Below are 25,282 nucleotides of genomic sequence, written 5' to 3' on the forward strand. Positions count from 1 at the left end.
GTCAGGGGTTCTCCTCGTCGAGGATCAGCGGGGAACCGGCTGGGTTGCCGGTGTTCTTCTCGATGTCGATCGCGTGCTGCAGCAGCACGACGGCGGCGGCCTGGTCGACCACGCCGCGCGAGTTGCGCTGCGTGCGTCCCGAGGCGCGCAGCGCCTGGTGCGCAGTGACCGTGCTCAGGCGCTCGTCGATCAGCCGGACGGCGATCCCGCTGGCACGGCCGAGGGACTCGGCGAACTCGCGGGCGTCGGCGGTCGAGGCGGTGTCCTCACCGCGGAGGTTGATCGGCAGGCCCACGACGAACTCGAGCGGTTCGTATTCGGCGGCGAGTTCCGCGATCCGGCCAACCGCCCCGTCGCCGCGGGGCACGGTCTCCACGGGCACGGCGAGCATGCCGTCAGGATCGCACCGGGCCACGCCGATCCTGGCGCGGCCCACATCGATGCCGAGCCGTACGCCCCGTCGGAACCCGGTCACGCGCGACGCAGCTCCTGCTCGATCGCGGAGAACGCCGCCGGCAGTGCCGCCGCATCGGATCCGCCGCCCTGTGCGACGTCGTCACGGCCGCCGCCTCCGCCGCCGAGCACGCCGGCCGCGATCTTCGCGAGGGCACCGGCCTTCGCGCCCTGGGCGCGGGCGGCGTCGTTGGCCGCGATGACCACCATGGGCCGGCCGTTCGCCACGCCCGAGATCGCCACGACCGCGGCTGCGGATCCGAACGTGTCTCGCACGCCGGTGGCGATCTCGCGCACCTCGTCCGCGCCGCCGACCTCGCCGAGATCGTGCGCGACGAACTGCAGCGAGCCGAGGGATGTGGCGGTCTGCGCGATCGCCGGGACCCGGCCGGCACGTTCTGCGGCCTCGAACTGCGCGATCCGCTTCTCCGCCGCCTTCAGCTGCGCGGCCAGATCCGTCACGCGCTCGGTGAGCTGGTCGCGCGGCGTCTTCAGCGCAGAGGTGAGCTGTGACACGAGGGCGCGCTCGGCGGCGAACTCGCGGAACGCGTCCGCGCCGACGAGAGCCTCCACACGGCGGTTCGATGCGCCGACCGACGACTCGCCGACGAGATTGATGAGTCCGATCTCAGCGCTCGAGGACACGTGCGTGCCGGCGCACAGCTCCCGCGACCAGGGGCCGCCGATATCCACCATGCGCACGGTCGAGCCGTACTTCTCGCCGAACAGGGCCATCGCGCCGGCGGCCTTGGCGTCGTCCAGGGACATGATCCGCGTGGTGACCTCGAGCCCGTCCTGCACGGCGCGGTTCGCGATCTCCTCGATCTCGGTCTTGGTGTCTGCGGAGAGCGCCTGTCCCCAGGAGAAGTCGAACCGCAGGTAGCCGGCGCGGTTCAGGGATCCGGCCTGAGTGGCGGTCTTGCCGAGGGTGTCGCGCAGGGCCGCATGCACGAGGTGCGTGGCGGAGTGCGCCTGACGGGCGGCTCGGCGGTTGGCGGCATCCACGCTCGTCGTCGCGGGCGCATCGACGGACACCACGCCCGTGGTCACCTCGACGGTGTGGCTGATCAGCCCCGGAACGGGACGCTGGACGTCCAGCACCTCGAGTGCGTAGCCGGGCCCGGTGATGACGCCCTTGTCGGCGACCTGGCCGCCCGACTCGGCGTACAGCGTGGTCTCGGCGAGGACGACCTCGGCCACTTGGCCCTCTGCGGCGCTGCGCACGGGCTGGCCGTCGACGAGGATGCCGAGCACGCTCGAGCTGGTCTCGAGCTCGTCATAGCCGAGGAACGCGGTCTCACCCTTCGCGCGCAGGTCGCCGTAGACGGACACGTCGGCGATCTGCCGCTTGCGATTGCGTGCGTCGGCCTTGGCGCGGGAGCGCTGCTCCTGCATGAGCGAGTCGAACGCGGCGCGGTCGACGTTCAGGCCCGCTTCCTCGGCGATCTCGAGAGTGAGGTCGATCGGGAAGCCGTAGGTGTCGTGCAGCAGGAACGCCTCGGAGCCCTTCAGCGTCTCGGATCCGGCCTTCTTCGTGTCGGCGAGGGCGAGGTCGAGGATCGTGGATCCGGCGTCCAGCGTGCGGCGGAACGTCTCCTCCTCCGCGTCCGCGGCGGCCGAGAGCTGCGCCCAGTCCTGCTCGAGGATCGGGTAGGCGCTCTTCATGGCGTCCTTGGACACCGCGAACAGCTCGGGGAACACCGGCTCGTCGACGCCGAGCAGACGCATGGAGCGGACCGTGCGGCGCATGAGCCGGCGGAGGATGTAGCCGCGGCCCTCGTTCGACGGTCGCACGCCGTCGGAGAGCAGCATGAGCGCGGAGCGCACGTGGTCGGCGACGACGCGGAAGCGGACGTCGTCGGCGTGATCGGCGCCGTAGCGGCGGCCGGAGAGCTCGACGGCGCGGTCCAGCACGGGGCGCACCTGGTCGGTCTCGTACATGTTCTCGACGCCCTGCTTGAGGAAGGCGACGCGCTCGAGCCCCATGCCGGTGTCGATGTTCTTCATGGGCAGCTCGCCCACGATGTCGAACTCGGTCTTGCCGCGGATGTTCTCGATGAAGTCCTGCATGAACACGAGGTTCCAGATCTCCAGGAACCGGTTGTCGTCTGCGGCCGGTCCCCCGTCCTGGCCGTACGCCGGTCCGCGGTCGAAGAAGATCTCGCTGTCGGGGCCGCCGGGGCCGGGCTGACCCGTGTTCCAGTAGTTGTCCGCACGGCCGAGGCGCTGGATGCGCTCCGGCTTCAGGCCGATGACGTCGCGCCAGATCGCCTCGGCCTCGTCGTCCGTCTCGAAGACCGTGACCCAGAGGTCCTTCTCATCGAAGCCCAGGCCGCCGTCGCTCTCGGAGCCGGTCAGCAGCTCCCAGGCGTACCGGATCGCGCCTTCCTTGAAGTAGTCGCCGAACGACCAGTTGCCGAGCATCTGGAAGAAGGTGCCGTGCCGGGCCGTGCGGCCGACCTCTTCGATGTCGTTGGTGCGGATGCACTTCTGCAGGTCGGCGATGCGCGGGTGCGGTGCGGGGACCACGCCGGTGAGGTAGGGGATCATCGGCACCATGCCGGCCACGGTGAACAGCAGCGAGGGGTCGTCGCTGACCAGTGACGCCGAGGGGACGATCAGGTGATCGTTCTTCTCGAAGTAGCTCAGGTAGCGCTGCGCGATCTCCGCGGTCTTCATGCTCGTCGAGGGGTCCTTGCTGTCAGGGCGCGCCGGAGCGCAGGTTTCGGGAGAGGGAGCGATCCGCGTCAGTCCGCGGCGCCGTCCTGAGTGAGGCGCGCCTCCTCGGCGTGGAAAGCGCCGGCGAGGATCCCGGTGAACTCGTTGATCCGGTCGTCGACGGCCGCCAGCACGTCGTGTCCTCGCGGATCCTTGTTCATGAAGTGCGCGGCGACGAAGCCGCCGATCACGCCGATGAGGAACCACAGCAGGGTCTTCATGTCACCACCTCCGGTTCGGGCCCGCTCGTCACAACGCTCTCCATCGTATGCGCAAACGCGAAGGAGGCGCCGGGGATACCCCCGACGCCTCCTCGGCGTGTTCGCAGAGTTCGCTGAACTCCGAGAGCAGAGTCGCTGCGGATCAGCGAGCCGCGTAGTACTCGACGACCAGCTGCACGTCACAGGTCACGGGGACCTCGGCGCGCTTGGGACGACGGACCAGACGGGCCTCCAGCTTGTCGAGCTCGACCTCGAGGTAGCCCGGAACCGGGGGCAGGACGTCGGCGTGACCGCCGGCGGCCGCCACCTGGAAGGGCTCGAGGCCCTCGCTCTTGGGCTTGACGTGGATGAGCTGACCCGGCTTCACGCGGAAGGACGGGCGGTCGACGAGCTGGCCGTCGACGAGGATGTGACGGTGCACGACGAGCTGACGCGCCTGCGCGGTGGTGCGCGCGAAACCGGCGCGGACCACGAGTGCGTCCAGACGCATCTCGAGCTGCTCGACGAGGTTCTCACCCGTCAGGCCGTCCTTGCGACGGGCCTCGTTGAATTGGATGACCAGCTGCTTCTCGCGGATGCCGTACTGCTCGCGGAGACGCTGCTTCTCGCGCAGACGGACGGCGTAGTCGCTGTCCTGCTTGCGCTTGGTGCGGCCGTGCTCACCGGGAGCGTAGGGACGCTTCTCGAGGTACTTGGCCGCCTTCGGGGTGAGGGCGATGCCGAGTGCACGGGACAGGCGGACCTTGCGGCGGTCCTGGGACTTCGTGACCACGAAGTGTTCCTTTCGATACGCGGCCGTGTCGATCACGGCTCGCGGACGTATCGTCTCGATTCCGCCCCTCACGAGCGCACGCCGGGGCGGACGAGAGGGTGGTGCAGGAGTGGAGAGATGCCCGAAAACACGGTTTCGAGCCGATCCATGCTATCAGATCAGGCCTGAGCGCCTGTCGCAGTGGCTCTGAGTGCGACGACTTGTGCCACGCCCCGCCTACGCCTCCCCCAGGATCCTCCGGATGCGCTCGAGCCGCGCCTGCACCTCGCGCTCTCCGCCGAGCGCCTTGGGCTGATAGTAGCGGCGCCCCTGCAGCTCGTCAGGGAGATACTGCTGCGGCACGATGCCGGCGTCGCTGTCATGCGGATAGCGGTAGCCCTTGCCGTGTCCAAGGCGCTTGGCGCCCGGATAGTGCGCGTCGCGCAGATGCACGGGTACTCGCCCGAACCCACCCGCACGGATATCCGCGATCGCCGCGTCGATCGCCAGGTAGGCAGCGTTCGACTTCGCGGTGGTCGCGAGATAGACCGTCGCCTCGGCGAGCGGGATCCGCCCCTCCGGCATGCCGATGAAGGCGACGGCGTCTGCGGCTGCGACGGCGATCACGAGCGCCTGCGGATCGGCCAGGCCGATGTCCTCGGACGCCGAGATCACCAGCCGGCGCGCGATGAAGCGCGGGTCCTCGCCCGCTTCGATCATCCGGGCGAGATAGTGCACCGCGGCATCGACGTCCGAACCCCGGATCGACTTGATGAACGCGCTGATGACGTCGTAGTGCTCGTCGCCCTGCCGGTCGTAGCGCAGCAGCGCACGATCCACCGCCTGCGCCACATCGTCGTCGGTGACGGTCGGCGTCTCGTCCTCGGTGAGGCGATCCGGCGAGGCCGCGACGGCGGCCGCGGCCTCGAGCCCGGTGAGTGCCCTCCGTGCGTCGCCCGAAGCGAGCCGGATCAGGGCGGCCCGTGCGGCGTCGTCCAGCACCGCGCGCCCGCTCAACCCGCGCGGATCGGACACGGCCCGGTCGATCAGAAGGCCGATGTCCTCGTCGGTGAGAGGCTGCAGCGTGAGCAGCAGCGAGCGGGACAGCAGCGGGGAGATGACCGAGAACGACGGGTTCTCCGTGGTCGCCGCGATGAGGATGACCCAGCCGTTCTCCACACCCGGCAGCAGAGCGTCCTGCTGCGCCTTCGTGAAGCGGTGGATCTCGTCGAGGAACAGGATGGTCGACTGGCCGTAGAGGTCGCGCTGGTTGAGCGCCTCCTGCATGACCTCGCGCACGTCCTTCACCCCCGCCGTGATGGCCGACAGTTCCACGAAGCGACGCCCTGACGAGCGCGCGATGGCCTGCGCGAGGGTGGTCTTGCCCGTGCCCGGCGGGCCCCACAGGATCATCGAGACGCTCGACGCGGTCTTCGCCGCCGGATCCGCGAGCGCCACGATCGGGGAACCCGGCCGCAGCAGGTGCTGCTGCCCGGCGACCTCGTCGAGCGAGATCGGACGCATCCGCACGGCGAGCGGCGTATGGCCGCTCATCAGCGGTGCTGCAGGAGTCATGCGGTCAAGGCTAACGTCGTGCGCCGACACGAGGACGCGCGGCACCCCTGGCGAAGTCACGCGTCGCACGGCGCGTCGAGGCGCACGCGATATATGCTCGGTCCTCGACATCCAGGGAGGATCCATGGCCGCTCGCCGCCCGACGAACGCCCGCGATCAGCGCGCTCGCACGCAGCAGGAGCGCGCGCGCCTGCACGCCGCACGCCAGGGCCTGCACGCCGCGAGCGTCCGGCGCAGAGTGCGTGACAACACCGTCGCCGTGGTCGTGGGAGCCGTCATCGTGATCGGCGCGATCGTGAGCCAGGTCGTGCATGCGGAGGCGACCGCGCCTGCCCCGTCCCCCTCTCCGACGGTCAGCCCGACGGCGGCTCCGAGCTCCGTTCCCGCGCCTGCCCCGACGGCGACGGAGACCCCGGCCGGCTGAGCGGCAGCCCTCTCGCGCCCCGCCCCGGCGTACTAGGCTGGCCCTGTCCTTTCCGCCTCCCGCGGCATGCCGCGCAAGGAGTTCACCGTGTCCACCGAAGAGCACACCCCCGAAAACCCGACGGCCGCCGAGCAGACCTCGCAGCCCGACGCCGAGAACGCCACGACGCCCGTCGCCGACGCAGCCGAGGCCCCGACCGCGGAATCGCCCGAGGTCGCCGCGGCACCCGTCGAGAGCGCCGACGCCGAGACTGCTGCACCGGTCGAGGACGCCAGGCCTGTCGAGGAGTCCGCGCCTGCCGAGCAGACCGGTGAGGAAGCTTCCGCTCCGGCCCCTGCCGTCGAAGCGCGCCCCTCGGTCCCGGCTCCGCGTCCGCCGGCGATGCCCCGGCCTCCGGCCATGCCCCGGCCCCCCGCCTCGGCGATCCGCCCCGCCGTGCCGGTGGCGCCCGTCGTCCCGGCACCGGTGAGCACCAGCGACGCGGCCGAATGGGGTCGCGTCACCGAGGACGGGACGGTGTCCGTTCGCGAAGGCGATGAGTGGCGCGAGGTCGGGCAGTACCCCGACGGGACCCCGGCCGAGGCGCTCGCCTACTTCGTGCGCAAGTTCGAGGATCTGGCCTTCAAGGTGAACACCCTGGAGCAGCGGGTGCAGGCCGGCGGGTCCGGCGCCACGGATCTCGCCAAGCAGGCGCAGCACCTCGTCACCGAGGTCACCGACGCAGCTGCGGTCGGCGACCTCGCGAACCTCCGTGCCCGCCTCGACGCGCTGACCGGATCCCTCGCCGACGCCTCTGCGGCAGAGGCGGCCGAGACCAAGGCCGCCGTCGACGCGGCCATCGCCGAGCGCACCGCTCTCGTGGAGCGTTCCGAGGCGATCGCCGCGCAGGACCTCTCCTCCGTCCAGTGGAAGAAGGTCACCGAGGAGATGGGCGCGCTGTTCGACGCGTGGCAGAGCCACCAGCAGAACGGCCCGCGCCTCCCGAAGGGTGCGGCGAATCAGCTCTGGAAGCGATTCCGCGATGCTCGCGCGACGGTTGACCGTCAGCGCCGGGCCTTCTACGCCGAGCTCGACGAGACCCACAAGACCGCGCGCGACCGCAAGTCGCGCCTGGTCGAGCGCGCCGAGGCCCTGGCGCCCAAGGGCGTGGACGGGATTCCCGCCTACCGCAGTCTTCTCGACGAGTGGAAGGCCGCCGGTCGTGCGGGGCGCAAGGCCGACGACGCGCTGTGGGCCCGGTTCAAGGCCGCCGGTGACGCGCTCTACTCGGCGCGCGCCGAGCAGGCGGCAGCGACCGAGGCGGAGTCCGCTCCCCGTATCGAGGCGCGCACCGCGCTGCTCGAAGAGGCCAAGGCCGTCGCTGACGAGCCGAACCTCGCCAAGGCGCGAGCCATGCTGACCCGCATCCAGCGCCAGTGGGATGAGGTCGGACGGATCTTCCCGCGCGAGAAGGAGCGTGCCCTGGACGATCGCCTGCGCGTCATCGAGCAGGAGTTGAAGTCGCGTGAGGACGTCGATTGGAAGCGCAACAACCCCGAGACGAAGGCCCGCGCCGGCGCGATGAGCGATCAGCTCCAGCAGGCCATCGCCAAGCTTGAGGCAGAGCGCGACGCCGCGGAGCAGTCCGGCAACGCCAAGGCGCTCAAGGAGGCGACCGAGGCTCTCGAGGCCCGACGCGCCTGGCTGAACGCTCTCGGGGGCTGAACGACGACACGCACCCCGCATTCGCGGGAGTTGTCCACAGGGCGGGGTTCTCCGGATCCCCGCCCTGTGTCGTGTACCGCACACTGGAGGCATGCGCGGCGCGTTCCTGCACCTTCCCGGAGATCGGCTCTCCCTGCCCGAACTCGCGGCAGCGCGCCTGGACGGGGATGTGGTCGAGCTCGGCGAGGCATACGCTCCGGCGGACCTCGTCGAGACGGCCGCTCTCCGGACCGCTTCACTGGCCTCCCTCGTCGCGGGGCTGCACGGTGCCGCGTTCGCGGGGATGACCGCAGCGTGGATCCATGGCGCCGGGGATTCCCCACCGGATCCGCACGAGTTGCAGAGTGCGACGGGTCGCCGGCTGCGCGCCCCCACGACGAGACGGATCATCGTGCATGATCCGGTGCTGGATCCCTCGGACGTGCAGCACCTCGGCGGCCTCGCGGTGACGACCCCGGAGCGCACACTCATCGACCTGCTGCGCTGGCCCGTGACGGTGCCGGAGCGGCATGACTGGGCCCGACTGCTGGTTCTCGCGGATCCGTCGCTCGTCGCCCGCACCGCTGTCCGCCTGGCACGGCTGCACCACGGCCCCGGTTATCACCGCGTCGCACGGTTCCTCTCCGCTTACGGAGCAGAACCGCCGTCCTGCTGAGCGAGACGACCGCGCCTCGGGGCGCGAAGACCTCGCTCAGGACGAGGTGACGCGGTAGACGTCGTAGACGGCGTCGATCCGGCGCACCGCGTTGAGCACGCGGTCGAGGTGCACCGTGTCGCCCATCTCGAAGACGAAGCGGCTGAGCGCCAGGCGATCGTTGGTCGTCTGAACGGTGGCGGAGAGGATGTTCACGTGGTGCTCGCTGAGCACCCTGGTGACGTCGGACAGCAGACCGGAACGGTCCAGCGCCTCCACCTGGATCTGCACCAGGAACACGCTGCGCGTGGTCGGCGCCCATTCGACGTCCACCATCCGGTCCTTCTCGACCGACAGTGCCTTGACGTTCACGCAGTCGGAGCGGTGCACGGAAACGCCGCTCCCCCGCGTGACGAAACCGACGATCTCGTCCCCCGGCACCGGGGTGCAGCACTTTGCGAGCTTCACCAGGATGTCGGCCGCGCCGCGCACCAGCACCCCGGAGTCGCCCTCGCGCGGAATGCGGCTGCGTCCCTGGGCGGGGATGTCGATCGCGCCGGTCGAGGTGTCCTCGGTCGTGGAGATGAGCGCGGTGACCTTCTCCAGCACGGACTGGGTGGACACGTGCCCCTCACCGACCGCGGCGTACAGCGCCGAGACGTCCTCATAGCGCAGCTGGTGCGCGACCTCGGTGAACGACTCCTGGCTCATCAGCCGCTGCAGGGGCAGGTTCTGCCGGCGCATCGCACGGGCGATGGCCTCCTTGCCCTGCTCGATCGCCTCCTCGCGGCGCTCCTTCGTGAACCAGCCGCGGATCTTGTTACGCGCGCGTGTGCTCTTCACGAACGTCAGCCAGTCCTGGCTGGGTCCGGCGTCGGGGTTCTTCGAGGTGAACACCTCGACCACGTCACCGCTGTTCAGCGCGGTCTCCAGCGGCACGAGCCGGCCGTTGACCTTGGCGCCCATCGTGCGGTGGCCGATCTCGGTGTGCACCGCGTAGGCGAAGTCCACCGGCGTCGCACCGGAGGGAAGCCCGATCACCCGACCCTTCGGCGTGAAGACGTAGACCTCCTTCGCGCCGATCTCGAAGCGCAGCGAGTCGAGGAACTCGCTGGGGTCGGCGGTCTCGGCCTGCCAGTCCGAGATATGCGCGAGCCAAGTCATGTCCGCGTCGGCGGTGCCCTTGCCCGTGCCGTTCATCCGCTCCTTGTACATCCAGTGCGCGGCCACGCCGAACTCGGCCTGCTGATGCATCTCGTGCGTGCGGATCTGGATCTCCACCGTGCGGCCGCCGGGGCCGATCACCGTGGTGTGCAGCGACTGGTACAGATTGAACTTCGGGGTGGCGATGTAGTCCTTGAACCGGCCGGGCAGCGGGGTCCATCGGGCATGGATCGCGCCCAGCACCGCGTAGCAGTCGCGCACCGTGCCGACCAGGACCCTGATGCCGATCAGGTCGTAGATGTCGTCGAACTCGCGGCCCCGCACGACCATCTTCTGGTACACCGAGTAGAGCTGCTTGGGCCGCCCGGCGACCTTCCCGCGCACTCGCAGGTCACGCAGGTCGCTCTCGACCGCGTCGACCACTTCGTGGATGTACTTCTCGCGCTGCGGCGTGCGCTGTTTGATGAGGCTGTCGATCTCGGCGTAGATCTTCGGATGCAGCACCGCGAAGGACAGGTCCTCGAGCTCGGACTTGATCGCCTGGATTCCGAGCCGATGCGCGAGCGGGGCATAGATCTCGAGGGTCTCGGTGGCCTTCTTCGCCGCCTTCTCCGGCGGCACGAAACCCCAGGTGCGGGCGTTGTGCAGGCGGTCAGCGAGCTTGATGATGAGCACCCGGATGTCCTTCGACATCGCGACGATCATCTTGCGAACCGTCTCGGCCTGCGCGCTGTCGCCGTACTTCACCTTGTCGAGCTTGGTGACGCCGTCGACCAGCATGGCGACCTCGTCGCCGAAGGTCGCGGTCAACTCGGTGAGCGCGTAGCCGGTGTCCTCGACCGTGTCGTGCAGCAGGGCGGCCGCGATCGCTCGCGGGCCGAGCCCGAGATCCGCGAGGATCTGCGCCACCGCGAGCGGGTGCGTGATGTACGGCTCGCCGCTTTGTCGCTTCTGCCCCTGGTGCTTCTCCGCCGCGACCGCGTAGGCGCGTTCGATGATCGCGAGATCGCCGCGCGGGTGGTTCTGCCGCACCGTGCGGATGAGGTTGTCGAGGTCGTTGATCCGGGGCGCGCGCGAGAAGATGCGCGGGACGAGCCTGCGCAGACTCGACCCCTGCGCCGACGCCCCAGGCGTCGTGCCGACCTCGCTCATCCGACCTCCAGGCAGATCATCCTACAAGCGCCGGGGACGGCCGGACGCATCGAGGCTCAGACCTCCACCGCGGTGGCCGTGGCGCGCTCCCGCGCCGCGAGCACGCGCTTGTCGTGCTCACGGATCGCCGGCTCGTTCTCCCGGAACAGCGAGTACAACGGTGCCGCGACGAACAGCGTCGAGTAGGCGGCGACGATGATGCCGACGAAGATCGACAGCGAGATGTCGGTGAGGGTCTGCGCGCCGAGCCAGAACGCCCCGATGAACAGGATCGCGCCGACCGGCAAGGCCGCGATGACGGCCGTGTTGATCGATCTGACGAGCGTCTGGTTCACGGCGAGGTTCACGGCCTCGCCGAACGTGCGGGAGGACTTGGCGCCCTCCTCGGTCGTGTTCTCGCGGATCTTGTCGAACACGACCGTGGTGTCGTACAGCGAGTAGGCGAGGATCGTGAGGAAGCCGATCACGGCCGCCGGGGAGATCTCGAACCCGGCCAGCGCGTACACCCCGACCGTGATGATCAGCACGTCGAGCAGACCGAGGATGGACGCCGCCGACATCTTCCAGGTGCGGAAGTAGATCGCGAGGATCAGGAACGTCAGCGCGAGGAAGATCGCAAGGCCCCAGAGCGACTGGCGTGTCACGCCTTCGCCCCAGCTCGGGCCGATGAACGAGGTGTTCACCTTGTCCTCGGCGACGCCGTACGCCTTCGCGAGGGCGGCCGCCACGTCGTGGCTCTCCTGCTCGCTCTTGAGCTGGGCGGTCTGCACCCGGATGTCGCGGTTGTTGACGGTGGTCACCTTCGTGGTGACATTCGGCAGCACCGAGCGCACCGCGGTCGTCGCGATGTCCTGGTTGCGGTTCGCGGGGGCTTCGACCGTGAACTGGGATCCACCGGTGAACTCGATCGAGAACTGCACCGGACGGAACAGCGGCACCAGCGCGGAGCCCACGACGAGCAGGATCGCGATGATGAACCAGAGCCGCCGCTTCCCGACGAACGGGAACGAGGTCTTGCCGGAGTAGAGGTCGTTTCCGAACTCGTTCATGGAGCGCATCAGTCGTTCTCCCCGTTCCGGCTCGCGCCCTGGGACGCTTCGGCAAGAGCCTCCGCGCGCTTTCGTTCGGCGATGGTCTGACGACGCTCCGCCTCGCCACGGGAGCGGCCGGCGCGAGCCGCCTTGCCCTGAGAGCCGGTGGCGACGGCGCGGTACTCGGTGCGTCCGCGGTAGACGGCGCCGAGCGCCTCCGGGTCCATGCCCGAGAGCGGGTGGCCGTTGCCGAAGAAGCGCGTGCGGGCGAGGATCTGCATCACCGGGTGCGTGAACACCACGAAGATCAGCACGTCGATGAGGGTGGTCAGACCCAGCGTGAACGCGAAGCCCTTCACCGTTGCGTCGGCGAGGATGTACAGCACCACGGCGGCGAGGATGTTGATCGACTTCGAGATGTAGATCGTGCGCTTGGCGCGACTCCAGCCGTCCTCCACCGCACCGGTGATGGACTTGCCGTCGCGCAGCTCATCCCTTATTCGTTCGAAGTAGACGATGAAGGAGTCGGCCGTGAATCCGATCGAGACGATCAGACCGGCGACGCCGGCGAGCGAGAGGCGGAAGCCCATCCGCCAGCCCAGGATGCAGATCAGCACGTAGGTGATGACGGCCATCACGGCGATCGACGCGATGATCACGAAACCGAGGGCCCGGTAGCTGAGCAGCGAGTAGATCGCGACGAGGCCGAGACCGATCAGGCCCGCGATGAGGCCGATCTGCAGCTGCTGGGATCCGAGCGTCGCGGAGATGGTGTCGGAGCTCTGCACCGTGAAGCTCAGCGGCAGCGCACCGAACTTGAGCTGGTCGGCGAGGCTCTTCGCCGTCTCCTGGGTGAACGAGCCGCTGATCGAGGGACGCCCGTCGAGGATCACGCCGTTCATGGACGGCGCGGAGATGACGGATCCGTCCAGCACGAACGCGAACTGATTGCGCGGCGTCTGGTTCTGCTGCGTGAACGCGTAGAGGCGCTGGCTGACCTTGCCGAACGCGTCGGTGCCCTTGCCGTCGAAGGTGAGGTTGACCTCCCACTGGGCATTCTGCTGGTTCAGGCCGGCGACGGCGTCCTTGATCGACGTGCCGTCCAGTTCCACCGGACCGAGCAGGTACTTGGCCTGGCCGCTGCTATCGCAGGCGATCAGCGGCTGGTCGGTGGGCTGCTTCGCCGCATCGCGCTTGGTCTTGCAGTCGTATGCGAGGAACTCGGCCTGCAGCTTCGGCGTCACCCACGACATGTCGCTGCCGTCGGTCGGTGACGGCGACGGCGTGGAGGCGAGATCCGGCGCAGGGGTCGGATACGGCGTCGACTTGCCGTCGTCGCCGACGAAGGACGTGGACGGCGCCGTGGCCGCCAGCACGGCACGCAACTCCATCTTCGCGCTGGCCTGAATGCGGTTGCGCGTCGCCTCGTCCGCTTTGCCGGCGATCTGGACGACGATGTTGCGGCCGCCCTCCGTGGTGATGTCCGACTCGCCGACACCCGAGGCGTCCACGCGCTGGCGGATGATCTGCGCCGCCTGATCGAGCTGCTCGGCGTTGGGATCCTTGCCGTCCGCCGTCTGCGCGCTGAGGATGATCTGCGTGCCACCCTGCAGGTCCAGTGCGAGTTGCGGCGACCAGGAGCTCTTACCGAAGCCGTACACGCCCAGGGCGTTCAGGCCGAAGAGCACGCCGATGGCGATGAGCAGGCCGAGCAGAACCCGCCAGGCGTGCTTGACGGGAGAAGACGATGCCACGAAGGTTCTTCGCTTTCTGAGGGGGACGGTCTGTCCGGAGGGACGGTCGAGCGGCGCGCGCGGACCGCGTCAGTTCTTGTCGTCGGCGTCGCGCTCCAGGCGCGCCTTGGTCTCCTCGGCCGACTCGATGCGGATGTCCTTGGCGCGCTCGTCCAGCGGGGTCTGCGCGTCGAGAGTCGTCTGCTCGTCGAGCGGCATGTGCGCCTCATCGGCGACCGGAGCGTTCTGCTCCTCGTCCACGACCCGCAGGATCGCCTGCGAGTGCACCTCGATGACCACGCCGGGCGCGATCTCCACCTTCGCGGGACGGTCCAGGTTCTCCGGGTCGAACTCGACGATCGTGCCGTAGAGTCCGCCCTGCAGCAGCACCTTGGCTCCGGGGACGGTATGCGTGGCCTTCTTCTCCTGCTCCTCCTTCATTCGCTTGTTGCGCTTGCGGGTCGAGAGGACCATGAAGACGAGCAGGATGGCCAGGACGAAGAACAGGCCGTACTGCGAGAAGAACGTCGCGAGATTCATGCGAGGAGGAGCCTTTCGAGGCGCGCGCCGGCGGTGGGGCGCGGAAGGGGTGGGGAAGGTGAAAGTCTCCAGCGATTATAGGTCATCGAACAACGCGGCCCCCTCGGGGTGCGCGATGCCGAGATGGGCGTACGCCTCCGGCATGGCGATGCGCCCGCGGGGAGTGCGGCCGAGGAATCCGATCCGGACCAGATACGGCTCCACGACGCTCTCGATGGTGTCCGCTTCCTCTCCGACCGAGACGGCGAGTGTGCTGAGCCCTACGGGTCCCCCGCGGAAGCGGCGCACGATCGCATCCAGCACGGCGCGGTCCAGGCGATCGAGGCCGATCCGGTCCACGTCGTAGAGCTCCAGCGCCGCCCGCACGTCATCGACGGAGGCCGAGGATCCGCCACCGTGCACGAGGGCGTAGTCCCGCACGCGCCGGAGCAGTCGGTTCGCAATGCGGGGAGTGCCCCGGGAGCGCCGTCCGATCTCGGCACGCGCGATCGGGGGCACCTCCACGCCGAGGACGTTCGAGGAGCGCTCCACGACCCGTTCGAGCTCCTCCGCCTCGTAGTACTCCAGGTGGGCCGTGAAGCCGAAGCGGTCGCGCAGCGGGTTCGGCAGCAGACCCGAACGCGTGGTGGCGCCGACGAGCGTGAACGGGGCGAGATCGAGCGGGATGCTCGTCGCCCCGGCACCCTTGCCGACCATGATGTCGATCCGGAAGTCCTCCATCGCGAGGTACAGCATCTCCTCGGCGGACCGTGCCATCCGATGGATCTCGTCGATGAACAGCACCTCGCCGGGCGTGAGGCTCGACAGCAGCGCGGCGAGGTCACCCGCGTGCTGGATCGCCGGCCCGCTGGACATGCGCAGCGGGCGCCCGCTCTCATGCGCCACGATCATCGCCAACGTGGTCTTGCCGAGTCCCGGGGGGCCGGAGAGCAGGATGTGATCAGCCGGGCGATCCTGGATCCTCGCGGCCTCGAGAAGCAGAGTCATCTGTCCGCGCACCTTGTGCTGGCCGACGAACTCGCTCAGGCTCGCCGGCCGCAACGCTCCCTCGACGGCGAGCTCGGCCTCGTCGACGACGTCGCCGGAGTCGTGGAACTCAGCCACGAGCACTTCCGCCCTGGGCAGGACCGAGGGTGGCGAGCGTGCGGCGGAGAAGCAGCGCGACGGATCCGCGCTCGGTCTCGCTGGCCTCGGCGGCGCTGCGTTCCGCGGCGTCCGCGGCGATGCGCTCCGACCATCCCAGTCCGATCAGGGCGGCGATCAGCTGCGTTCCGATCTCGTCGGGGACGGACGCGGCGGCGGATGCGGCGACCGGCGCATGGAGCTTGCCGGTGAGCTGCACCACGATGAGCTTGGCGGTCTTCGGGCCGATGCCGGAGACCCGGCGGAAGGGCGCGTCGTCGTCAGCGGCGACCGCGCTCGCGATCTGGTCCACGGAGAGGTGCGAGAGCACCCCGAGCGCGGACTTCGGTCCCACGCCCGTCACCGACAGAAGATGACCGAACACCTCGAGCTCGGCCTGGTCTGCGAAGCCGTACAGCGACAGCGCGTCCTCCCGGACGATGAGCGACGTGTGCAGTCGGAGTTCGTGCCCGACCCTGGCGGTGTGCGCGACGTCGCCGGGTACGGCGACCCAGAAGCCGACTCCCCCGACCTCGACGACGACGGAATCCGTGCTCGCGGACAGCACGATGCCGCGCAGGGAAGAGATCATGAAAGCAGTCTACGCACGTGCTCGTATGTATGTTCGAGCGACACGCTCCGCGTCGGCCCAGGCCTTCTGCGCCGGGGTCAGGGCGTCGGATCCCGGATCCGCTCCCCCGCCGAGTCCCGCTCCGCGCCAGGCATGGCAGAGCGCAATCGCGAGGGCGTCGGCGGCGTCGGCCGGCTGCGGGGGTGCGTCGAGCCTCAGGATCCGGGCGATCATCGCCTGCACCTGCTTCTTGTCGGCGGAGCCGTACCCAGTGACGGCCGCCTTCACCTCGCTCGGGGTGTGCGTGGCCGCCGGCAGCCCGTGCTCGGCGGCGATCAGCAGTGCCACGCCGCTGGCCTGCGCGGTGCCCATCACGGTGTGGCTGTTCTGCTGGGCGAAGACGCGTTCCACCGCGACCGCGTCGGGGCCGTGTTCGGCGATCACCGCACGGATCCCCGCAGCGACAGCGGCAAGGCGCTCGCCGATCGGCGCATCCACGGGCGTGCGGATCACGCCCACGTGCACGAGAGTGCCGCGGCGCCTCGCATCGACGTCCACGACGCCCACACCGCAGCGCGTGAGGCCGGGGTCGATGCCCAGAACCCGCCGTACGCCCGTCATGCCTCCAGGCTAGGCGCAGCGCAGTCGGTCGGCGCCGAGGCGCGCGGCCAGCCCATCGCCGCCTGCGCGCGATCCATGAAGGCGCTCTTCGCGCGGGTGTAGTCGTCGTAATCGTCGGCGCCCGCGTGAACCGCGGCGAGGGATCGCTTCAGCCGTTCATACTCCGCCCGTCCCTCGGGATCCGCGCGCAGCCAGTCGCGGAACGAGACCACGAAGTCGGCGAACGGCGAGTCCGCGCGACGGATGTGCAGGATGAGTCCGCGCAGAGAACCGCCGTCGTCCAGGTCCCGGAAGTAGAGCAGCTTCTCGTGGCGGCGCGGGTCGGATCCGGGTCGAGGGATGTCGGCATCGACGCCGGGCGAGTCAGGCCGGGAGCCTCGCGCCCTTTGGATGCCGAGAGAGGCGAGTGCGGCGGTCGCCGCGCCCTCGTCCGGGACCGCGGGCAGAACGGCCTGGAGATCCAGAAACGGCTTCGCCGCGAGCCCCGGCACCGCGGTCGAGCCGATGTGCGCGAGGTCTGTCATGTCGATCCCGGCCCGAGTGAAGGCATCGCGTATCCGGGCGCTCCAGCCGGAAGCGAGAGATGGCCACGCCGGATCGTAGGGGACGATCTGCGGCGCGGCCATCGAAAGGGTTCCCTCGGGCTTACTCGTCGTTCTCGAGCTCGGCCTGCACCTCGGCCGTGAGGTCGAAGTTCGCGTAGACGTTCTGCACGTCGTCGCTGTCCTCGAGCGCGTCGATGAGGCGGAAGATCTTGCGCGCCGCCTCGGCGTCGATCTCGACCTTGAGGTTCGGCACGAACTCGACGTCCGCCGATTCGTACTCGATGCCCGCCTCCTGCAGCGCGGTGCGCACCGCGACCAGGTCGGATGCCTCGGTGATGATCTCGAAGCCCTGCGCGTGCGGCTCGATCTCCTCGGCCCCTGCCTCGAGCGCCGCCATCATGACGTCGTCCTCGGTGGTGTTCTCGCCGTCGACGACGATGACGCCCTTGCGGGTGAAGTTGTAGGCGACGGATCCGGGATCGGCAAGCGTGCCGCCGTTGCGGCTGAGCGCTGTGCGCACCTCGGCGGCGGCCCGGTTCTTGTTGTCGGTCAGACATTCGATCATGAGAGCGACGCCGTTCGCGCCATAGCCTTCGTACGTGATCGAGGAGTACTCGACCGACTCGCCGCCGATGCCGGCGCCGCGCTTGATGGCGCGGTCGATGTTGTCCTTCGGGACGGAGGTCTTCTTCGCCTTGAGCACGGCGTCGAACAGCGTCGGGTTGCCCGCGAGATCAGCGCCGCCGAGCTTCGCGGCGACCTCGATGTTCTTGATGAGCTTGGCCCAGGACTTCGCACGGCGCGAGTCGATGACGGCCTTCTTGTGCTTGGTGGTGGCCCACTTGGAATGCCCGGACATATCTCTCCCGCTCGAATCAGCCCCGCGGTTCGTCCCGCCAGGGCATCGTCCATTCTAGAAGATCCGCGTCGGAAGCACCGACGGCGGGGTGCAGAGCCGCGAGACTACGCTGCGACAGCAGCCCGTCGGGCCGCGACCAGCTCCAGGAACCGCGCGTGCAGCCGCGCCTCGCCGTTCATCTCGGGGTGGAAGCTCGTGCCCAGCAGGTTGCCCTGCTGCACTGCCACCACTCCGCCGTCGGGCAGCGCCGCGATCGCCGTCGCCTTCGGCCCGACCCGCGTGATGAGCGGCGCCCGGATGAACGTGGCATCCACCGGCCCTTCGATGCCTTCGATCTCCAGCTCGGTCTCGAAGGACTCGACCTGACCACCGAAGGCGTTGCGCGCGACCGTGACGTCGAGACCGCCGAAGGTCAGCTGGCCATCGATCGCGCCCTCGATCTCATCCGCGAGCAGGATCAGCCCTGCGCAGGTGCCGTAGACCGGCAGTCCCTCGGCGATGAGCGCCCGCAGCGGCTCGCGCAGGCCGAAGATCCGGGACAGCTTGTCGATCACGCTCGACTCACCGCCCGGGATCACCAGGCCGTCGAGCCCGTCCAGCTGCTCGGGGCGGCGGACGCGAACCGCCTCCGCCCCGAGCGAGGTGAGGATCGCGGCATGCTCGCGCACGTCTCCCTGCAGCGCGAGCACACCGATCCGCACGGCGGTCGTCACCAGCCGCGCTCCGCGAGGCGGTGCGGTGCGGGCAGGTCGGACACGTTGATGCCGACCATGGCCTCACCGAGCCCGCGCGAGACCTGGGCGATCACGGCGGGGTCGTCGAAGGCGGCCGTCGCCTTCACGATGGCGGCGGCGCGGGCGGCCGGGTCGCCGGACTTGAAGATGCCGGATCCGACGAACACGCCGTCGGCGCCGAGCTGCATCATCATGGCGGCGTCCGCGGGAGTGGCCACTCCCCCGGCGACGAACATGACGACCGGCAGAGCGCCCTTCTCGGCGACCTCGGCGACGAGCTCGTACGGGGCCTGCAGCTCCTTGGCGGCCACGTACAGCTCGTCCTTGGAGAGCGTGGTGAGGCGCGCGATCTCACCGCGGATCGTGCGGATGTGCTTCATCGCCTCGGAGACGTCTCCGGTGCCCGCCTCACCCTTGGAGCGGATCATCGCCGCGCCCTCGGTGATCCGACGCAGCGCCTCGCCGAGGTTGGTCGCACCGCAGACGAAGGGCACGGTGAAGCCCCACTTGTCGATGTGGTTCACGTAGTCCGCGGGAGAGAGCACCTCGGACTCGTCGATGTAGTCGACACCGAGCTCCTGCAGCACCTGCGCCTCCACGAAGTGGCCGATGCGCGCCTTGGCCATGACGGGGATCGAGACGGCGGAGATGATGCCGTCGATCATGTCCGGGTCGCTCATACGCGACACGCCGCCCTGGGCGCGGATGTCGGCCGGCACGCGCTCGAGCGCCATGACGGCGACGGCTCCGGCGTCCTCCGCGATCTTCGCCTGCTCGGGGGTGACGACGTCCATGATGACGCCGCCCTTGAGCATCTCCGCAAGGCCGCGCTTGACGCGACCGGTGCCGGTGGTCGATTCGGGTGCAAGTTCTGTCATAGGACAGATAATACGCTGTCTGCCACGAACCCTGACACTCAGGAGTCGGTGACCGGATCCGCTCCCGCCGGATGAGAGGATCGGAGGATGCTGAAGGTGCTCTCGATCCAGTCCGCCGTCGCGTACGGCCATGTCGGCAACTCCGCGGCCGTGTTCCCGCTGCAGCGCATCGGGGTCGAGGTGCTCCCCGTCTACACCGTGAACTTCTCCAACCACACCGGCTACGGCGCCTGGCGCGGACCGCTGATCGCCCCCGACGACGTGCGCGAGGTCATCACCGGCATCGAGGAGCGCGGCGTGCTCGGCGAGGTCGACGCGGTGCTCAGCGGCTACCAGGGCGGCGAGGGCATCGGCGACGTCATCATCGATGCCGTGGCGCGGGTCAAGGCCGCCAACCCGCAGGCGGTGTACGCGTGCGACCCGGTCATGGGCAACGCCGCGTCGGGGTGCTTCGTCGCGCCTGCGATCCCCGTGCTGCTGCGGGAAAAGGTCGTGCCCGTGGCCGACATCATCACCCCGAACCAGTTCGAGCTGGGTTTCCTGACCGAGACCGAGCCCGACACGCTCGAATCGACCCTGGCCTCGGTCGACAAGGCGCGCGCCATGGGGCCGAAGACCGTTCTCGTGACGAGCGTCGCCCGACCCGATCGGGAAGAGGACACCATCGAGATGCTCGCCGTGGACGACAAGGGCGCATGGCTGGTCGCGACTCCCCACCTGCCGATGAAGGCGAACGGATCCGGCGATGTGACCGCGGCGCTGTTCACCGCGCACTATGTCGAGACCGGCGATGCGAAGCTCGCGCTCGAGCGCACCGTGTCGAGCGTGTATGAGCTGCTCCGCCTCACGCTCGAGTCGGACGAGCGCGAGCTGCAGCTCGTGCCGGCTCAGGAGTTCTACGCGAACCCGCCGCTCCAGTTCGAAGCCCGCCGGGTGCGCTGATCGCCCCACGCCCTCGCGCGGCGCACGGCCGCCTCAGACGGGCCAGGCCGCCGCGACCGTGTTGCGCACGTCTCCGAGCAGCTGCGGCAGCGCCTTCGTCTTCGCGATGATCGGGAAGAAGTTGGCGTCGCTGTTCCAGCGCGGCACCACGTGCTGATGCAGGTGCGCATCCACGCCGGCGCCGGCGACCGCGCCCTGGTTCATGCCGATGTTGAAGCCGTCGCAGCGCGATGTCGCCTTCAGCACCCGCATCGCGGTCTGCGTGAGCGCACCGATCTCGGCGACCTCCTCCGCCGTCGCCTCGTCGTAGGTCGCGATGTGACGGTACGGGCAGACGAGCAGGTGGCCGGAGTTGTACGGGAACAGATTGAGCAGCACATAGGCGGTATGCCCGCGGGCGACGATGAGCCGCTCCTCGTCGGGGTGCTTGGGCGCCTCGCAGAACGGGCACTCCTCGCGCAGCGGCTCCGGGCCCGCCTGGATGTACGTCATCCGGTGCGGGACCCAGAGGCGCTGGAACTCGTCGGGGACGCCGGCGAGGTGCGCGGCGTCTTCCAGCCGCGCCCCGACGCCCGCGTCCCCGACGTCGCTCATGCCAGGTCGCCCGCGGTCTGGATCAGCGCGTGGCTCTCGATCGCTCGACGCACGCGCTCGACGGCCTCTGCGAGCGGCACGCCGTTCTCCTGCGTCCCGTCTCGGAACCGGAACGACACCGTGCCCGCAGCGCGGTCCTGCTCCCCCGCGATGAGGATGAGCGGGACCTTGCCCGTGGTGTGGTTGCGGATCTTCTTCTGCATACGCTCGTCGGAGTGGTCGACCTCGGCGCGCACGCCCGCCTCCCGCAGGGCCGCGACGGCGTCATCGAGGTAGTCGGCGAACGCCTCGGCGACAGGGATACCCACGACCTGCACCGGCGACAGCCAGAGCGGGAAATCGCCCGCGTAGTGCTCGAGCAGGATCGCGAAGAACCGCTCGATCGAGCCGAACAGCGCGCGGTGGATCATGATCGGGCGCTTCTTCTGCCCGTCCTTGTCCGTGAACTCGAGTCCGAAGCGCTCCGGCAGGTTGGGGTCGACCTGCACCGTGGACAGCTGCCACACGCGGCCGATCGCGTCGGTGGTCTTCAGGTCGATCTTCGGGCCGTAGAAGGCCGCCTCGCCGGGCACCTCGGTGAGCTTCAGACCGGAGGCCAGGGCGACGTTGCGCAGCGCATTCGTCGAGTACTCCCAGAACTCGTCGGATCCGATCCACTTGTCCTTCTCGTCGTCACGCATCGAGAGCTCGAGCTCGAAGTCGCTGAGTCCGAAGTCGCGCAGCATCGAGAGGATGAACTCGAGGACCTTGGTGACCTCGGACTCCAGCTGCTCCGGGGTGACGAACAGGTGCGAGTCGTCCTGGGTGAAGCCGCGCACGCGGGTGAGGCCGTGCAGGGCGCCGGAGAGCTCGTTGCGGTAGACGGTGCCGTTCTCGGCGAACCGCAGCGGCAGGTCGCGGTAGCTGCGCGCACGCTCCTTGTAGATGAGGATGTGCATCGGGCAGTTCATGGGCTTCAGGTAGTAGTCCTGGCCCTGCTTGGTGACGTGGCCGTCCTCGTCGCGCTCCTCGTCCATCCGGATGGGCGGGAACATGCCGTCGCGATAGGTGACGAGGTGGTTGGAGGTGAGGAACAGATCCTCCTTGGAGATGTGCGGCGTGTAGACGTAGTTGTATCCGCCGGCGATGTGCCGGCGACGCGCGTGCTGCTCCATCTCGCCGCGGATGATGCCCCCGCGCGGATGCCAGACCGACAGGCCGGATCCGATCTCGTCGGGGAAGGAGAACAGGTCGAGTTCTTTGCCGAGGCGGCGATGGTCGCGCTTGGCCGCTTCTTCGAGGCGCTGCTGGTAGGCGCGCAGCTCGTCCTTGGTGGGCCAGGCGGTGCCGTAGATGCGCTGCAGCTGCGGGTTCTTCTCGGATCCTCGCCAGTACGCCGCGGCGATCCGGGTGAGGTCCCAGCCGTTGCCGATCATGCGGGTGTTCGGCAGGTGCGGACCACGGCAGAGGTCCTTCCAGACGACCTCGCCGTCCTTGGCGACGTTGTCGTAGATGGTCAGTTCGCCCTCGCCCACCTCGACCGATGCGCCTTCGGTCTTGTCGGCGCCTGGACCCTTCAGCCCGATGAGCTCGAGCTTGAACGGCTCGTCGGCGAGCTCGGCGCGCGCCTCGTCGTCGGTCACGACCCGGCGCACGAAGCGCTGACCCTCGCGCTGGATCCGCTGCATCTCCTTCGAGATCGCCTTGACATCCTCGGGGGTGAACGGGGTGTCGACGCCGAAGTCGTAGTAGAAGCCGTCGGTGATGGGCGGACCGATGCCGAGGTTGGCCTGAGGCTTGATGCGCTGCACGGCCTGCGCGAGCACGTGCGCCGTCGAGTGGCGCAGGATCGCGAGCCCCTCGGGGCTGTCGATGGTGATGGGCTGGACGTCGTCGTCCTCGTTCACGAGGGCGGCGAGGTCCTTCTGCTGCCCGTTCACGAGCATGGCGACGACGGAGCGGTCGCTGAAAGGTCCGTTCGCGCCGTAGAGCGCGAAACCGTCGCAGGGATAGGACGGCAGTTCGGGGGCGGACGCCGCGGCTTCAGACGGCACAGGATTCTCAGACAAAGGAAGTTCTCCAGTTTGGCGATGGTCTCGGCTCAGCTTCGGACGCGAAGGCGCCCTGCCCGCTCAGGCCCTGAGAGTTCGCGTGCCGGTGACCGCGAACACAGTCGCGTGCGTCACCCGGGCGAAGTCCATAGGAGAATCCTACGCCGCCCCGTGCGGCCGGCCGGTCACGGCACCACCCAGCGCCTCGTCCAGATGCCGCTGCGCGAGCCGCCAGCCGCCGGCCTCGTAGGCGACCACGACGAGCACCGGCCCGGCCAGCACCACGAGCAGGCAGACCCACAGCGGGAGCCCGCCGAAGGCCAGCACGATGCCGAGGAGCGGCAGGATCATCGCGATCGCGTGCAGCAGCAGGCCCCGCATGAGCGAGTGCACCAGATAGGAGTGCAGCAGCGCGACCGACACCATGAAGACGATCACGGGGATCGCGATCATCAGGATGACGACGGGCGTGGCGAGCGGATCCTCATGCCGGTACGCGAACCCGATCGCGTGCAGTCCGGCGCCGACGGCGGCGACGCTCACGAAGATGAAGGCATGCCCGTAGCCCCATACGAAGGACCGGCTCCGGTGCACGGCGAGGATCGGGCCGGACGGCATCACGGTGTACGACCACCACAGGGCGAAGGTCATCGCGACACCGGCGCCGATCACGACCACCGTGTCTCCGGACCACCCCTTCTCGTGCGAGACCTCCTGCGCGGCAGCGAGGGTGCCGATGACCGTCTCGCCCAGCGCGATGATCGTCAGGAGCGAGTAACGCTCCGCGATGTGGTGTGCGTGCCAGGGCGTTCCCCTGCGCTCGCCGTCGCCCTTGCGCTCGGCGACGACGGGGCCGCCCAGTTCGATCAGCCAGCACACCGCTGCGGCCGCGAAGGCGGCGCCGAGGGGCAGCGGCGCCCAGGCCACGATGACCCAGCCGATCTGCGCGACGGCGACGAACAGCACATAGGTGAGGGCGTGCCGGCGGTAGGCGGGTTCGCGCGAGGCGCGCAGCCACTGTGCGAGCAGCCCCACCCTCATGACGATGTAGCCGGAGACCATGACGCGGTTGTCGAAGGCGCCGTGCTCCTCGAGCGACGCGAACATGGCCGGCAGGCCGATCGCGAGCACGATGACGCCCGCCATCTGCACCATCGTGAACACGCGGAACAGCCAGTCGTCCGTGTCGAACGCCGACGCGAACCAAGAGAAGTTGATCCACGCCCAGATGATCGCGGCGACCGCGAAGGCGAACGCTCCGACCGCTGCGCCACCGTGTCCGGCTGCGACGCCCTCCACCAGCTGTGTGCTGGCGACCCCGAACGCGGCGGCGAAGACCAAGTCGTACAAGAGCTCCAGCGGCGTGGCCGCTCTGTGCTGCTCATGCAGCGACCGCCCGCGCATCGGGCTCAGCCCATGCCGGTATCTTTCGACGGCGTTCGTCATGCTCTCCCCGATCCCCTCGGACTTCCAGTCCCCTTGGATATGCAGCGTCCAACCTAGCGCGAGCCCGGATCCACCCGACTCCGACGTCGTTCGACGAGCGCGAGCGCGGCCGCGATCGCCTTGATCACCGGGATCTCCCCGAAGCGGTAGTCGTCAGCGCGCACGAGGCGGGCGGCCAGGTCGGGTCGTGCCGCGCGCAGCAGCCCCCGCGCCCGCTCGGCGTGCAGCGCGTTCGAGACGACGGCGATCTCCCCCGCGTCTTCGAGAAGGGGGATCGAGCTGCGGATGTTCTCCTCGGTCGAAGAGCTGAAGAAGGGCGGCGACTGGCTGTCGTTCAACTGGCAGTCGGCGTACGACGCGGCCGACAAGCTCGGGGTCTCTCTTGATACCGTCACGGATGCGGCGATGGGTAACCAGGATGCGATGGGCAAGCTGAAGCCCTACTACGACGCCCTGAGCGGCGATACCGCGAAGTTCTACGACATCGCATCCAAGACCGGGATGAGTGCCGCGGAGACCCGTCTCGCGCTCGAGGCGATGACCAATGGCATCGGGTCGCAGAACGAGGCGATCAAGCGTGGCGTCGAGCTTAAGGGGCAGGAGAAGGCGGCCAATGCGGACGTCACGGACTCCACGAAGTCTGCCGGTGAGTCGTACCTCGACGAAGCGAAGAAGGTCGACGAGCTCAATTTGAATCGGCCTGGTCTTCGTTCCGACTGCTATTCCTGTCCGGCGACTGCCGGGAGGGATGATTCGTGGTCAGCGTAGTATGCGTTCTCGACCTCGAGGGGAGTTCGCAGTCCGAGCTCGCCGTGGAGGCGTGAGTTGTTCCACCACCAC

25 protein-coding genes are annotated in these 25,282 nt (G+C 69.0%); 5 read left to right on the forward strand and 20 right to left on the reverse strand.

Annotation, left to right across the window (positions count from 1 at the left end):
- Nucleotide 1: 1 nt before the first annotated feature.
- From ruvX to AB4078_RS03330, 5 genes are all read right to left on the reverse strand, one after another.
- A complete protein-coding gene (ruvX, locus tag AB4078_RS03310; RefSeq protein WP_440731792.1) occupies nt 2-475 on the reverse strand; it encodes a Holliday junction resolvase RuvX in 474 nt (157 codons plus the stop codon).
- Nucleotides 472-3,132: an alanine--tRNA ligase gene (alaS, locus tag AB4078_RS03315; RefSeq protein WP_441975938.1), complete on the reverse strand. Its 2,661-nt coding sequence runs from the start codon at nt 3,130-3,132 to the stop codon at nt 472-474. Before alaS ends, ruvX begins: the two co-directional genes overlap by 4 nt.
- Nucleotides 3,133-3,200: 68 nt before the next feature.
- Nucleotides 3,201-3,392, reverse strand: a complete 192-nt coding sequence (locus AB4078_RS03320; RefSeq protein ID WP_440731794.1) for a hypothetical protein — start codon at nt 3,390-3,392, stop codon at nt 3,201-3,203.
- Nucleotides 3,393-3,534: 142 nt separating this feature from the next.
- Nucleotides 3,535-4,164 (reverse strand): 30S ribosomal protein S4, encoded by a 630-nt coding sequence (gene rpsD / locus AB4078_RS03325; RefSeq protein ID WP_440731795.1) that lies wholly within the window; start codon nt 4,162-4,164, stop codon nt 3,535-3,537.
- Nucleotides 4,165-4,380: 216 nt separating this feature from the next.
- Nucleotides 4,381-5,718 (reverse strand): replication-associated recombination protein A, encoded by a 1,338-nt coding sequence (locus AB4078_RS03330; RefSeq protein WP_441975939.1) that lies wholly within the window; start codon nt 5,716-5,718, stop codon nt 4,381-4,383.
- Nucleotides 5,719-5,842: 124 nt separating this feature from the next.
- On the opposite strand from AB4078_RS03330, the gene AB4078_RS03335 reads away from it, so the two are divergent.
- The 3 genes from AB4078_RS03335 to AB4078_RS03345 all read left to right on the forward strand — a co-directional run bounded on the left by AB4078_RS03335 (nt 5,843) and on the right by AB4078_RS03345 (nt 8,501).
- On the forward strand, nt 5,843-6,142 hold the full coding sequence (locus tag AB4078_RS03335) for a hypothetical protein (protein ID WP_441975940.1): 300 nt from the start codon (nt 5,843-5,845) through the stop codon (nt 6,140-6,142).
- An 87-nt stretch (nt 6,143-6,229) separates the two neighbouring features.
- Nucleotides 6,230-7,846: a DUF349 domain-containing protein gene (locus tag AB4078_RS03340; protein WP_441975941.1), complete on the forward strand. Its 1,617-nt coding sequence runs from the start codon at nt 6,230-6,232 to the stop codon at nt 7,844-7,846.
- Between the two features lie 91 nt (nt 7,847-7,937).
- The gene (locus tag AB4078_RS03345) at nt 7,938-8,501 is read left to right on the forward strand and encodes a type IV toxin-antitoxin system AbiEi family antitoxin (RefSeq protein ID WP_441975942.1); all 564 of its coding nucleotides are present in this window, start codon (nt 7,938-7,940) and stop codon (nt 8,499-8,501) included.
- 36 nt (nt 8,502-8,537) lie between these two features.
- Here the strand turns inward: AB4078_RS03345 and AB4078_RS03350 are convergent, their stop codons facing one another.
- From AB4078_RS03350 to pdxS, 11 genes are all read right to left on the reverse strand, one after another.
- Nucleotides 8,538-10,796: a RelA/SpoT family protein gene (locus tag AB4078_RS03350; protein ID WP_440731800.1), complete on the reverse strand. Its 2,259-nt coding sequence runs from the start codon at nt 10,794-10,796 to the stop codon at nt 8,538-8,540.
- Nucleotides 10,797-10,852: 56 nt separating this feature from the next.
- Entirely contained in the window at nt 10,853-11,854 is a 1,002-nt protein-coding gene (gene secF / locus AB4078_RS03355; RefSeq protein ID WP_441975943.1) for a protein translocase subunit SecF, read from the reverse strand.
- Nucleotides 11,854-13,581, reverse strand: coding sequence for a protein translocase subunit SecD (secD, locus tag AB4078_RS03360; protein ID WP_441975944.1), 1,728 nt, complete (start codon nt 13,579-13,581; stop codon nt 11,854-11,856). The genes secF and secD overlap by 1 nt, the downstream gene beginning before the upstream one ends.
- Before the next feature lie 69 nt (nt 13,582-13,650).
- Nucleotides 13,651-14,100, reverse strand: coding sequence for a preprotein translocase subunit YajC (locus AB4078_RS03365; protein ID WP_441975945.1), 450 nt, complete (start codon nt 14,098-14,100; stop codon nt 13,651-13,653).
- Between the two features lie 75 nt (nt 14,101-14,175).
- The gene (gene ruvB, locus AB4078_RS03370; RefSeq protein ID WP_441975946.1) at nt 14,176-15,204 is read right to left on the reverse strand and encodes a Holliday junction branch migration DNA helicase RuvB; all 1,029 of its coding nucleotides are present in this window, start codon (nt 15,202-15,204) and stop codon (nt 14,176-14,178) included.
- A complete protein-coding gene (gene ruvA / locus AB4078_RS03375) occupies nt 15,197-15,814 on the reverse strand; it encodes a Holliday junction branch migration protein RuvA (RefSeq protein ID WP_440731805.1) in 618 nt (205 codons plus the stop codon). Before ruvA ends, ruvB begins: the two co-directional genes overlap by 8 nt.
- A 9-nt stretch (nt 15,815-15,823) precedes the next feature.
- Entirely contained in the window at nt 15,824-16,414 is a 591-nt protein-coding gene (ruvC, locus tag AB4078_RS03380) for a crossover junction endodeoxyribonuclease RuvC (RefSeq protein WP_441975947.1), read from the reverse strand.
- Nucleotides 16,411-17,040 carry a GrpB family protein gene (locus tag AB4078_RS03385; RefSeq protein WP_441975948.1) on the reverse strand — a complete coding sequence of 210 codons (630 nt, stop codon included), beginning with the start codon at nt 17,038-17,040 and terminating at the stop codon, nt 16,411-16,413. The genes ruvC and AB4078_RS03385 overlap by 4 nt, the downstream gene beginning before the upstream one ends.
- 19 nt (nt 17,041-17,059) lie before the next feature.
- Nucleotides 17,060-17,818, reverse strand: a complete 759-nt coding sequence (locus tag AB4078_RS03390; RefSeq protein ID WP_440731808.1) for a YebC/PmpR family DNA-binding transcriptional regulator — start codon at nt 17,816-17,818, stop codon at nt 17,060-17,062.
- 104 nt (nt 17,819-17,922) lie between these two features.
- A complete protein-coding gene (gene pdxT, locus AB4078_RS03395) occupies nt 17,923-18,534 on the reverse strand; it encodes a pyridoxal 5'-phosphate synthase glutaminase subunit PdxT (protein WP_440732432.1) in 612 nt (203 codons plus the stop codon).
- Nucleotides 18,528-19,430 carry a pyridoxal 5'-phosphate synthase lyase subunit PdxS gene (pdxS, locus tag AB4078_RS03400; protein ID WP_441975949.1) on the reverse strand — a complete coding sequence of 301 codons (903 nt, stop codon included), beginning with the start codon at nt 19,428-19,430 and terminating at the stop codon, nt 18,528-18,530. Before pdxS ends, pdxT begins: the two co-directional genes overlap by 7 nt.
- 90 nt (nt 19,431-19,520) lie before the next feature.
- Here pdxS and pdxY point away from each other — a divergent pair, with 90 nt between their 5' ends.
- Nucleotides 19,521-20,372 carry a pyridoxal kinase PdxY gene (gene pdxY, locus AB4078_RS03405; RefSeq protein ID WP_441975966.1) on the forward strand — a complete coding sequence of 284 codons (852 nt, stop codon included), beginning with the start codon at nt 19,521-19,523 and terminating at the stop codon, nt 20,370-20,372.
- A 33-nt stretch (nt 20,373-20,405) separates the two neighbouring features.
- On the opposite strand, the gene AB4078_RS03410 is transcribed toward pdxY, so the two are convergent.
- The 4 genes from AB4078_RS03410 to AB4078_RS03425 all read right to left on the reverse strand — a co-directional run bounded on the left by AB4078_RS03410 (nt 20,406) and on the right by AB4078_RS03425 (nt 24,810).
- A complete protein-coding gene (locus tag AB4078_RS03410; RefSeq protein WP_441975950.1) occupies nt 20,406-20,966 on the reverse strand; it encodes an HIT family protein in 561 nt (186 codons plus the stop codon).
- Nucleotides 20,963-22,891: a threonine--tRNA ligase gene (gene thrS / locus AB4078_RS03415; RefSeq protein ID WP_441975967.1), complete on the reverse strand. Its 1,929-nt coding sequence runs from the start codon at nt 22,889-22,891 to the stop codon at nt 20,963-20,965. The genes AB4078_RS03410 and thrS overlap by 4 nt, the downstream gene beginning before the upstream one ends.
- A 264-nt stretch (nt 22,892-23,155) precedes the next feature.
- Complete coding sequence (locus AB4078_RS03420; RefSeq protein WP_441975951.1) at nt 23,156-24,442, reverse strand: low temperature requirement protein A; 1,287 nt, start codon at nt 24,440-24,442, stop codon at nt 23,156-23,158.
- A 53-nt stretch (nt 24,443-24,495) separates the two neighbouring features.
- The gene (locus AB4078_RS03425; RefSeq protein WP_441975952.1) at nt 24,496-24,810 is read right to left on the reverse strand and encodes a hypothetical protein; all 315 of its coding nucleotides are present in this window, start codon (nt 24,808-24,810) and stop codon (nt 24,496-24,498) included.
- Nucleotides 24,811-24,847: 37 nt separating this feature from the next.
- Between AB4078_RS03425 and AB4078_RS03430 the strand changes: the two genes are divergently transcribed.
- Nucleotides 24,848-25,210, forward strand: coding sequence for a hypothetical protein (locus AB4078_RS03430; protein ID WP_441975953.1), 363 nt, complete (start codon nt 24,848-24,850; stop codon nt 25,208-25,210).
- Nucleotides 25,211-25,282 lie beyond the last annotated feature (72 nt).

The organism is Microbacterium sp. 2MCAF23 (assembly GCF_052115565.1).
Lineage (GTDB): Bacteria > Actinomycetota > Actinomycetes > Actinomycetales > Microbacteriaceae > Microbacterium.

Excerpts from the sequence above, each read along its gene's own strand:
- pdxS (WP_441975949.1), bottom strand. The coding sequence starts at position 19,430 with ATGACAGAACTTGCACCCGAATCGACCACCGGCACCGGTCGCGTCAAG.
- AB4078_RS03330 (WP_441975939.1), bottom strand. The coding sequence starts at position 5,718 with ATGACTCCTGCAGCACCGCTGATGAGCGGCCATACGCCGCTCGCCGTG.
- AB4078_RS03365 (WP_441975945.1), bottom strand. The coding sequence starts at position 14,100 with ATGAATCTCGCGACGTTCTTCTCGCAGTACGGCCTGTTCTTCGTCCTG.
- AB4078_RS03390 (WP_440731808.1), bottom strand. The coding sequence starts at position 17,818 with ATGTCCGGGCATTCCAAGTGGGCCACCACCAAGCACAAGAAGGCCGTC.
- AB4078_RS03350 (WP_440731800.1), bottom strand. The coding sequence starts at position 10,796 with ATGAGCGAGGTCGGCACGACGCCTGGGGCGTCGGCGCAGGGGTCGAGT.
- alaS (WP_441975938.1), bottom strand. The coding sequence starts at position 3,132 with ATGAAGACCGCGGAGATCGCGCAGCGCTACCTGAGCTACTTCGAGAAG.
- AB4078_RS03335 (WP_441975940.1), top strand. The coding sequence starts at position 5,843 with ATGGCCGCTCGCCGCCCGACGAACGCCCGCGATCAGCGCGCTCGCACG.
- AB4078_RS03345 (WP_441975942.1), top strand. The coding sequence starts at position 7,938 with ATGCGCGGCGCGTTCCTGCACCTTCCCGGAGATCGGCTCTCCCTGCCC.
- AB4078_RS03410 (WP_441975950.1), bottom strand. The coding sequence starts at position 20,966 with ATGAGCGACGTCGGGGACGCGGGCGTCGGGGCGCGGCTGGAAGACGCC.
- AB4078_RS03420 (WP_441975951.1), bottom strand. The coding sequence starts at position 24,442 with ATGACGAACGCCGTCGAAAGATACCGGCATGGGCTGAGCCCGATGCGC.
- ruvC (WP_441975947.1), bottom strand. The coding sequence starts at position 16,414 with ATGACGGGCGTACGGCGGGTTCTGGGCATCGACCCCGGCCTCACGCGC.
- thrS (WP_441975967.1), bottom strand. The coding sequence starts at position 22,891 with ATGCTCGTGAACGGGCAGCAGAAGGACCTCGCCGCCCTCGTGAACGAG.
- AB4078_RS03320 (WP_440731794.1), bottom strand. The coding sequence starts at position 3,392 with ATGAAGACCCTGCTGTGGTTCCTCATCGGCGTGATCGGCGGCTTCGTC.
- AB4078_RS03430 (WP_441975953.1), top strand. The coding sequence starts at position 24,848 with ATGGGTAACCAGGATGCGATGGGCAAGCTGAAGCCCTACTACGACGCC.
- secF (WP_441975943.1), bottom strand. The coding sequence starts at position 11,854 with ATGCGCTCCATGAACGAGTTCGGAAACGACCTCTACTCCGGCAAGACC.
- ruvA (WP_440731805.1), bottom strand. The coding sequence starts at position 15,814 with ATGATCTCTTCCCTGCGCGGCATCGTGCTGTCCGCGAGCACGGATTCC.
- AB4078_RS03385 (WP_441975948.1), bottom strand. The coding sequence starts at position 17,040 with ATGGCCGCGCCGCAGATCGTCCCCTACGATCCGGCGTGGCCATCTCTC.